The sequence below is a fragment of the Hymenobacter terrestris genome (assembly GCF_013377905.1).
Classification (GTDB): domain Bacteria; phylum Bacteroidota; class Bacteroidia; order Cytophagales; family Hymenobacteraceae; genus Hymenobacter; species Hymenobacter terrestris.
This window is the reverse complement of sequence record NZ_JABKAV010000095.1, coordinates 1-9,110: the sequence shown is the minus strand read 5'-3', so window position 1 is coordinate 9,110 and position 9,110 is coordinate 1. Positions and strand designations below refer to the sequence as shown.

Genomic DNA, 9,110 nt, shown 5'->3' with positions numbered 1-9,110 from the left:
GAAAGCGAAATCGAAATTCACGCTCGATACGCTGCTGGCCGCCGCCCGCGACCCGCACCTGACGGCCTTCGACGAGCTGCTGCCGGCGCTAAGCGAGGCCTACCAGACCGTTGCCGACGGCCCCGACGCGCCCCGGGGCGACATCCGGGAGGCCATGGCCCTGCTGCGGGCCTGGGACCACAACTATGCTACCACTTCGGTAGCCCAAACTGTAGCCACCTATTGGGCCGAGCGCCTGTTACGGCTGGCCCGCCCCCGCATTCAGGCCGGCCAGCCCCTTGACCAGATGGCTATTATCCGCTTCGCCATCAAAAACACCACGGCTCCCGAGAAAGTAAATGCCCTGCAGGAAACCCTCGATGAGCTGACAGCCTCCTTCAGCAGCTGGCGGCAGCCCTGGGGCGAAATCAACCGTTTCCAGCGCCTTACGGGCCGCATCGATGAGGTCTATGACGATAAGAAGCCCAGCCTGCCGGTTGCCTTCACGTCCTCGGCCTGGGGCTCATTGGCCGCCTTTGGTTCGCGAGCCCGCTCCGGCACCCAAAAGCGCTACGGCGACGTGGGCAACAGCTTTGTGGCCGTGGTCGAGTTTGGGCCGCGTGTGCGGGCCCGCTCGGTGCTGGCGGGCGGCGTCAGCGGCCAGCCCGGCTCACCCCATTTCACCGACCAGGCACCACTGTATGTGCAGCAGCAGTTCAAAAATATCTGGTTTTACCCCGAAGACATCAAGCAGAACGCCAAGCGCACCTATTCGCCGGGGCAATGAGGTTGATCTGGGGTGAATATGGGCCGGCATGCGGGCCAAAAGAACGGTCATGCTGAGCGAAGCCAAAGGCGCAGTCGAAGCATCTCTACCGCCAAAGTAATCCTATAGTATTGCGGTAGAGATGCTTCGGCTCCGCTCAGCATGCCGGTTTTTTGCCTCTTCGCTACTCACTCTCACCTTCCTCATGTCCCATTTCCACCGCCCTACCCTGCTGGCCCGGCTCACCAGTCAGTCCGAATGGGATATACTTGTTATCGGGGGCGGGGCCACGGGGCTGGGCGTGGCCCTCGATGCCTTGAGCCGAGGCTACCGCACCCTGCTGCTGGAGCGCGACGATTTTGCCAAGGGCACCAGCAGCCGCAGCACCAAACTTGTGCATGGGGGCGTGCGCTACCTGGCCCAGGGCGACGTAGGAATGGTACGCGAGGCCCTGCACGAACGGGGCCTGCTGCTACAGAATGCGCCCCATCTGGTCAGAAATCAGGATTTCATCATTCCTAACTACACGTGGTGGGGCGGCCCCTTCTATACCGTTGGCCTGAAGCTCTACGATTGGCTGGCCGGTCGACGCAGCTTCGGCGACTCGCGGCATCTGAGCCGTGCCGAAACGCTGCGCCGCCTCGGCAACCTGCGCCGCACCGGGCTGCGTGGGGGCGTGCTCTACCACGACGGCCAGTTCGATGATGCCCGCCTAGCCGTGAACCTGGCCCAAACGGCTCTCGAAGCCGGCGGTACGCTGCTCAATCATTGCGCCGTAACCAGCCTGCACAAAGACGCGGCCGGCCATCTGAACGGCGTACAGGCCATTGACCAGGAAACCGGCCGCACTTACGAGCTGCGGGCCAAGGTGGTGGTAAATGCCACCGGCGTGTTTGTGGATGAGGTGCTGCGCCTCGATGAGCCCACGGCCCGCCCGCTGGTGCAGCCCAGCCAGGGCGTGCATCTGGTGGTAAGCGCCGATTTCCTGCCCGGCCCCGACGCGCTGATGATTCCGAAAACCGACGACGGCCGGGTACTGTTTGCCGTGCCCTGGCAGGGCCGGGTGTTGCTGGGCACTACCGACACTCCCCTGCCCGCGGCCAGTCCCGAGCCTCGGGCCCAGGAAGCGGAAATTGACTTTATTCTACGCACTGCCGGCCGTTACCTCACTCGCGCGCCCGGCCGGGCCGATGTGCTCAGCGTGTTTGCCGGCCTGCGCCCCCTGGCCGCCCCCACCGACGGTGCAACCAGCACCAAGGAAATTTCGCGTAGCCATAAGCTTATGGTAGCTGCCAGCGGCCTGCTCACCATTACAGGGGGCAAGTGGACAACTTACCGCCGCATGGGTGAGGACGTGGTAGACCGCGCGATAGAGTTGGGCGCACTGCCGCCCGCACCCAGCCGTACCGCCCACCAGCCCATTCACGGGGCCCAGCCCACCCCCGACCACCATGCTCCCCTGGCGGCCTATGGCACCGATGCGCCGGCCCTGTATCAGCTCATGCGCGAGCAGCCTGCCCTGGCCGGAAAGCTCGTGCCTGGTTTCGAATTTACGCGGGCCGAGGTGGTGTGGGCTGCTCGCCACGAATTGGCCCGCACCGTGGAGGACGTGCTGGCCCGCCGGGTGCGGCTGCTGTTTCTGGATGCCCGGGCCGCCAGCCGCGCCGCCCCGGCAGTAGCCGAGCTGCTGGCCCACGAGTTGGGCCACGATGCGGCCTGGCAGCAGCAACAGGTAACGGAGTTTACAGAGCTGGCCCGGGGCTACGTGTTGTAAGCTACTGCGGGCAGACGCGCAGTTTAACCGCAACCACCGGCCAGACGCCTACGCCTGCGGGCGGCCAGGCCTTTCGTGGCTCACCATTGTGCGCAGGTACTGCTGGCCGAAGCTGGCTACAGCCTCTATCAGCGGCAGGGCGACGCGGCCGGCTTCGGTCAGCTCGTATTCAACCCGGGGTGGTACTTCGCCGAAGTTGTGGCGCATGAGCAGGCCGGCATCGGTGAGGTGGCGCAGCTCCTGCACCAGGATTTTCTCGCTGATGTCGGGAAGCAGCCGGCGCAACTCGCCGAAGCGGAGCGCCCCGCCGCGCAGCTGGTGCAAAATCAGAAGCCGCCATTTGCCGCCCACCAACTCCAATGTGGTGCGGATGGGGCAGCGCGGAGTGATGGATACGGGAGCTGGGGCCATTTCTTACCTATAAGTCAGTACCTACCCTGGTGGAGGGTACCGGTAAGATATGGTTCTTTACGGAAACCAACACTTTAACCCGTATGAAAACTATTGCTCTCTTTGGCGGCTCCGGCCTTACAGGCCAGCAGTTTCTGACCCAGGCCCTGGCTGCCGGTTACCACGTCCGCGCCCTGGCTCGCGACCCACAGAAAATTCCCCAGCGCTCTGTTGAACTCGAAGTGCTAAAGGGCGACGTACTTGATGCCGATGACGTGGCTCGTACTATTGAGGGCACCGACCTCGTGGTGAGTTTATTCGGGCAGGTGAAAGGCTCGCCCAATGATTTGCAGACCCGCGGCACGGCCCACATTGTGGCCGCTATGAAAGAGGCCGGTATCCGGCGCATCATCAGCCTCTCGGGTGGCGGCCTGCCCTACGCCGAAGACCGCCCCAAGCTGGCCGACAAGCTCATTAAAGGCATCATGCGCCTGGTAGTGCCCCATGTGCTCACCGACGCTCAACACCACGCCGATGTGCTTCGCCAAAGCGGCCTGGCCTGGGAAATTGTGCGCGGCCCGCGCCTTACCACCGAGCCCGCCCGCGGCCAGTACCGCGTAGGCTGGGTAGGCGTCGATGCCAGCACCAGCATCGGCCGCGCCGACCTGGCCGACTTCATTCTTAAACAAGTTGAAGCCGAGGTTTTCGTGCACAAAATGCCGTTTGTAAGCTACTGAGTTAAAGAGCAGGAAGTGAGGAGCTGTTAGCTAACAGCCAAGGCACTCGGGTAGCCAATTTGCTCGGCGTCGGCGGCCAGCTGGGGCCAGTCGGTCAGGTCGGCGTTCAGGGCCTGGGCGGTGGCCTGGGTCAGGGGCTCGTGCTGGTAGAAGCGGGCCACGTCGGCCACGTCGAGGGGTTCGCGCTCGGTTTCGTCGAGGTAGTAGCCGTTGGCCCAGTCGGCGTAGGTTTCGGGATTCTGGTCGAAGATGGCCAGCAAATCCTCCGAACCGTCGTCCTCATCTTTGTTGATTACGCCGGTTTGCCAGCCGTGGGCAGGCGTGTACCACAGGCAGAAAGTTGTACCGATGGAATCGACCGGCTCGCCAAACATAAACTCCTCGAAGGCCGCCGGCAAACCCCGCGTGAGCTCGTTTTTGGCCGGTGCCTCGTAGCCCGCCAGAACACCGTTGATGCAGCAGCCCTCGGGCCGGAACAGCACCAGCAGCTGGTCACCTTCGCCGTCGTTCATCTCCAGTAGTTGCTCGTCGGCGTCCCATTCGGGGTCGTACGTATAGTAGCGGTACTCGGGGTCGGGCGAGTTGATGGCGTCGAGCATGGCCAAAGCCTGGCCTAGGCGTTGCAGGTCGGCGGCGGGCGGCAGGCCGGAGGGGTCGTGGGTGGAAAGCATTTTCTAAAGGTTTTAGCTGACAGTAGTTGGCCGTTAGCTGTAGTCTATTAAAACAGGATATACGGCCGCATCGGGCATATACCTACGGCCGCAACTGGCGCTCCAGCCCGCAGGTCATAACAACAAACGGCTCCTCAATACGTCTTGGTCATATCGGCCGGCACTACCAGCATGAAATCGGCTTTCTGCTGATTGTCTTTCTCCAGCTTCGCCAGCTGCTCCTGCGAAACAGTACTAACGGTGAGCACCTTTAGCTGTGGGTTTTGCTGGCGCAGATAGGCCAGGATACCGTCGTGGTTGTCGGAGTGGTAGCTGCCATTGAGGTGCAGCAGCAGGTGGCCGGCTGGCCGGGCCTGGTTGAGGAAAAAAGCCATTGTGGCATCCTTGAGGGCCTGGGCCTGGATGATGTTCTGCACCCCGGCGGCGTGAGCCGCATCGACCCCGAACATCTTCACCATATTCTTGTAGCCGGGCAGCTCATAATCCACTGTTACTGGTAGCGGGGGCAGCCAGGTTTTGGTGGTGGCGCTCAGCGTATCGAGGGCGGCAAGGCTGCCTTTGGCCACCAGCGAGGCATAGCGGCGCGGCACGTTGGTACCCACCACCCGGAATTTCTGCTGGCGCGCCAGCAGCAGCAGCGGCTTATAGTCGGTGCCATAGTTGGGCCAGGGGCGGCTGCCGGCCTCGAAGGTCTCATCATCCAGCTCGCCGGTTATGTACTGGTCTACCAGCGGCTGCACATCGCGCTCAAACATTTCGAGCCCCAGCACCAGCTGGCCCTGTTTCACGCGGAGCAAATCCTTGGTGAGTTGCAGCTGCAGCCAGTGCGCAATAGGGTCGTTGTGCTGCTCGCCGAAGAACACGACGTCGGCGGCAGCCAGCTTTTTCAGCATGGCCTCGTAGCCCACCGGCTTACCCGCCGCCGCGAACAGGCGGTAAGCCGGCCGGTCCTGGGTTTTAGCCATTACGGGGCCGATGAGCAGTAACAGAAGCAGGAGGATGCGCATCATGCAAGATACACCGTACTCTCTGCAAAAAAGAACGTCATGCTGAGCTTGCCGAAGCGTCTCTACCGCCAAATTATCCGATGAGTTTGGCGGTAAAGATGCTTCGGCAAGCGGACGCCAGATGAAGCATGACGTTCTTTTCTAACTCGAAAAGCTTTTTAGCCTTTATAAAAAAGCCACTTCGATAGCTCGCGGTAGGTGATTTTTTTGCCATACATGAGTACGCCCACCCGGTAGATGCGGGCTGCCACCCATACGGTGCCGATGAAACCCACAATCAGCAGCGCAACAGACAGGGCCAGCTGCCACACCGGCACACCGAACGGCAGCCGGATAACCATGGCAATGGGTGAGGTAAACGGTATCATCGACATCCAGAAAGCCACCGGGCCGTCGGGGTTGCGCAGAATCACACTCACCCCGATGATGTAGCTCAGAATCAGGGGCATGGTAATCGGAAACATGAACTGCTGGGTGTCGGTCTGGTCATCCACGGCCGCCCCGATGGCCCCGAACAGCGCTCCATAGAGCAGGTAGCCCCCCAGAAAGTAAATCACGAAGCCAACCACAATCATGCCCAGCGGCAGCCCGCGCAAGGCCTTAAACACGCTGAACCGCTCCGATACGGCGGCGGCCGGGTCGGCCGGCGTGGCGGCGTTGTCGGCGCTGGCTACTTCGGCACCCCCCATTACCTGGGCTGCCCGCTCGGCACCGCCGGGGTTAGCAGCCGTTTCGGTTTTGGCAGTGGCAGCCAGTTTATCGGCAAACAGGGCTGTTACGGCCGAGGTGGCGCCCACCGAAAGAATACCCCAGAGCAGAAACTGGGTGAGGCCCACGCCCGCAATACCCACAATCTTGCCCATCATCAGGTCAAACGGCTTCACCGACGAAAGCATCACCTCCATAATTCGGCTCGATTTCTCCTCGCCCACACCGCGCATAATCTGCACGCCATACATGAAAATGAACAGGTAAATGAGCAGTGCCAGCGCGTAAGCAATGCCCGAGGTGGCCAGGGCGTTGCTGTTCTTTTCCTTGCCACTTTCATCGAGGTTGATGCTGGCCACGTCGATGTTGGTTTTCAGCGCATCCAGCTTTTCCTGCGACAGGCCCGAGGCCAGCATTTTGTCTTCCGAAAACAGCTTATCGAGGGCATTTTCTACAGCTTGCTGCTTGCGGATGCTCACGTTGCCTTTTGCGTAGAGCTGCACGCCGCGCGGTGCCTCCAGGCTCAGGCCGGCCGGCAGGTACAGCAGCCCGTCATCCTCCGATTTGAGGTAGTCCTTTTTCACCGTTTCCAGCGTGCCCTGCACAGGCTTAAACTGCATCTGCTTTGTCGAAATCAGCCGCGCGCCCAGGCGCTGCCCGCTCATATCAAGCACCCGCACCACGTCCTGCGTCTCGTTGTCGGAGGTGGCAATCTTGACGATGAAGAAGCCGAACGCGGCCACCACCAGCGGCACAAGCATTGTCATCACCAGGAAGCTGCGCTTTTTTACCCGGGTCAGGTATTCGCGCTGGGCAATCAGCCAGAAGTTGGAAGGCATTGGTTGGTTTTTTTAGCTGTTGGCTTTTAGCTGATAGCTATTAGCTTTCGTTTTGATTGATAGTCAATTGCGCTAAAAGCAACGTGTAGCGTTTGACTCTTTGCGCCAAGATGTTCCGATGCGGTTCCCTGCAAATACTAGCAGGAAGTAACTAACAGCTGTCAGCTAATGGCTGACAGCTTAGAAGGCTACGCAACCGGCTCTTCCACCAGCGTTTCGGGCATGGTTTCGCGCACCCGCCGGATGAAGATTTCGTTGATGCTCGGAATCAGCTCGCGGAAAGCGTGGACCTCCACGTTGCCGATGAGGTAGCGCAGCAAATCGTTGGGTGTAGTGCCGGCGTGCAGCCGGATGATGTCGTGGAAATGGTCGTTTTCACGCTCATGATGCTCCAGCACCTCAAAATCGGGATGCACTACCATTAGCCGGCCTTTGCCCTCCACTGAGTACGTCTGGGTCCGGAAGGTGTCCTTCACGGTGCTTACCGGCCCGTCGAGCACCTTGCGCGAACGGTTGATCAGGGCGATGTTGTCGCACATTTCCTCCACCGATTCCATGCGGTGGGTGGCCAGGATGATGGTCGCGCCCTTGTCGCGCAGGGCCAGAATCTCGTCCTTGATGAGATTGGCGTTGATAGGATCGAAGCCCGAAAACGGCTCATCGAGGATGATAATACTGGGCTCGTGAAGCACGGTGGCAATAAACTGCACCTTCTGCTGCATGCCTTTGCTCAGGTCTTCCACGTTTTTCTCTACCCAAGGCGCCAGGTCGAAGCGCTGAATCCAGGCCTTAATGCGCTGGGTGGCATCGGTACGGCTCAGACCCTTCAGGCGGGCCAGGTACAGCAGCTGCTCGCCCACTTTCATCTTTTTGTACAGGCCGCGCTCCTCAGGCAAATAGCCAATCTGGCCGATGTGTTTAGGGCTGAGCCGCTCGCCCCGGATGCGAATCTCGCCCGCGTCGGCCCCGGTTATCTGGGTGATGATGCGGATGAGCGAGGTTTTGCCGGCGCCGTTGGGCCCGAGCAAACCGTAAATGCTCCGGTCCGGAATTTCCAGGCTCACATCGTTCAGGGCGACGTGCTCGCCGTAGGTTTTGCGCACGTTCAGGGCTTCGAGGGCTGGTTGCATCTGTTAGCTGATAGCTATTAGCTTCTGTTCGGAAGAATAAAGACTCGGGGAAACTTGCGGACGCTTAAATGTAGCGTTTTCTGAATTCTTGGATTGGCGAATTTCAACCAACCGGCCACTTCAGTCCCGCAACTCGCGCAGGGCCGCTTCCAGCTGGTCGAGGTAGCGGCCATAGCGGCGCTGGTGCTCGTTCCGGCCCATGCGGTATGCCGCATACATCAGCAACAATAGTAGCACAACGCCAACGCTTGCAATGCTCAGGTGCCAGCCCCAGTTGGGTTGGCCGGGCTGTAAGTAGGCCCACAAATAGGTCCGGCGCACTACCGCCACAAACACCGCTAGTAATGCCAGCGCCCCCACGCCCACATAGTCGTGCAGGCGCATCAGATACCGGAACCGGATGATTCGGGTAGTCAGGAAATGATACAGGTTGGCCTGCTGCTGTTCCATCTGGCCGATCAGCTTCCGCCGCTGGTACACAATCAGGCCCACCAGACACAACACCGCGAAGATGCCAGCCGCAAAAAGCTGCATCCGCACCGCATCACGGAAGAATATGAGGGCATCGAAAACGATAAGGACCAACCCCATACATACGAATTTCAGCTCCCTGGAAGCATTTTTCTTCAGTCTAACCAATGGATTAGAAGAGGTATAAGATGTGAGCATAATATGGAGGGCTTGTTCAGAGGTAATAGTATCCGCAGGCAGACCAACTGGCTGGTCCTGCCAGCGGCTCCGAAAATCGTCGAGTTCCATCAGGCGGGTTGGGTTAGCAGTTGGCGAAGCTTGTCCTGCACGCGGTGCATTTTCACGCGCACGTTGTTTGAAGTGATGCCGAGGATGTCAGCCATTTCGGCGTAGGTTTTTTCTTCGAGATAGAGCAGCACAAAGGCTTTTTCGACGTCGGAAAGCCGGGCGATGGCTCGGTAGAGCTCGGCCAGGTCGTCGGGGTCGGGGCCATCGGGCGGGGGTGCGGGCACCTCGGGCAGGTCGCCGGCCGGGCCCGACAGGCGGTTGATGGGAGAGCGGCTGGGGCCGGGCGGGAGGTCGGTGGGGAAACCCGTTCACGGCCACCCCAGAAGGCCGCGGGGCCCCCCCACCCCAGC

General features: G+C 60.6%; 10 protein-coding genes. 3 read left to right on the top strand and 7 right to left on the bottom strand.

Annotation, left to right across the window (positions count from 1 at the left end; translation table 11 throughout):
* Nucleotides 1-766 (top strand): penicillin acylase family protein (locus HW556_RS17300; RefSeq protein WP_176901376.1); only part of this gene is annotated, 766 nt, incomplete at its 5' end.
* A 184-nt stretch (nt 767-950) separates the two neighbouring features.
* Nucleotides 951-2,519 (top strand): glycerol-3-phosphate dehydrogenase/oxidase, encoded by a 1,569-nt coding sequence (locus HW556_RS17295; RefSeq protein ID WP_176901375.1) that lies wholly within the window; start codon nt 951-953, stop codon nt 2,517-2,519.
* Nucleotides 2,520-2,567: 48 nt separating this feature from the next.
* Here HW556_RS17295 and HW556_RS17290 read toward each other — a convergent pair whose 3' ends face one another.
* Complete coding sequence (locus HW556_RS17290; protein WP_176901374.1) at nt 2,568-2,930, bottom strand: winged helix-turn-helix transcriptional regulator; 363 nt, start codon at nt 2,928-2,930, stop codon at nt 2,568-2,570.
* Between the two features lie 83 nt (nt 2,931-3,013).
* Here HW556_RS17290 and HW556_RS17285 point away from each other — a divergent pair, with 83 nt between their 5' ends.
* Nucleotides 3,014-3,646: an NAD(P)-dependent oxidoreductase gene (locus tag HW556_RS17285; protein WP_176901373.1), complete on the top strand. Its 633-nt coding sequence runs from the start codon at nt 3,014-3,016 to the stop codon at nt 3,644-3,646.
* Between the two features lie 26 nt (nt 3,647-3,672).
* Here the strand turns inward: HW556_RS17285 and HW556_RS17280 are convergent, their stop codons facing one another.
* The 6 genes from HW556_RS17280 to HW556_RS18760 form a co-directional block, all read right to left on the bottom strand.
* A complete protein-coding gene (locus HW556_RS17280; RefSeq protein ID WP_176901372.1) occupies nt 3,673-4,317 on the bottom strand; it encodes a hypothetical protein in 645 nt (214 codons plus the stop codon).
* Between the two features lie 134 nt (nt 4,318-4,451).
* Nucleotides 4,452-5,327 (bottom strand): ChaN family lipoprotein, encoded by an 876-nt coding sequence (locus tag HW556_RS17275; protein WP_317170544.1) that lies wholly within the window; start codon nt 5,325-5,327, stop codon nt 4,452-4,454.
* Nucleotides 5,328-5,482: 155 nt separating this feature from the next.
* Nucleotides 5,483-6,871 carry an ABC transporter permease gene (locus HW556_RS17270; RefSeq protein WP_176901371.1) on the bottom strand — a complete coding sequence of 463 codons (1,389 nt, stop codon included), beginning with the start codon at nt 6,869-6,871 and terminating at the stop codon, nt 5,483-5,485.
* Between the two features lie 188 nt (nt 6,872-7,059).
* Complete coding sequence (locus HW556_RS17265; RefSeq protein WP_176901370.1) at nt 7,060-8,001, bottom strand: ABC transporter ATP-binding protein; 942 nt, start codon at nt 7,999-8,001, stop codon at nt 7,060-7,062.
* Nucleotides 8,002-8,121: 120 nt separating this feature from the next.
* Nucleotides 8,122-8,592 carry a hypothetical protein gene (locus tag HW556_RS17260; protein WP_176901369.1) on the bottom strand — a complete coding sequence of 157 codons (471 nt, stop codon included), beginning with the start codon at nt 8,590-8,592 and terminating at the stop codon, nt 8,122-8,124.
* Between the two features lie 167 nt (nt 8,593-8,759).
* Nucleotides 8,760-8,984 (bottom strand): RNA polymerase sigma factor, encoded by a 225-nt coding sequence (locus HW556_RS18760; protein WP_317170543.1) that lies wholly within the window; start codon nt 8,982-8,984, stop codon nt 8,760-8,762.
* Nucleotides 8,985-9,110 lie beyond the last annotated feature (126 nt).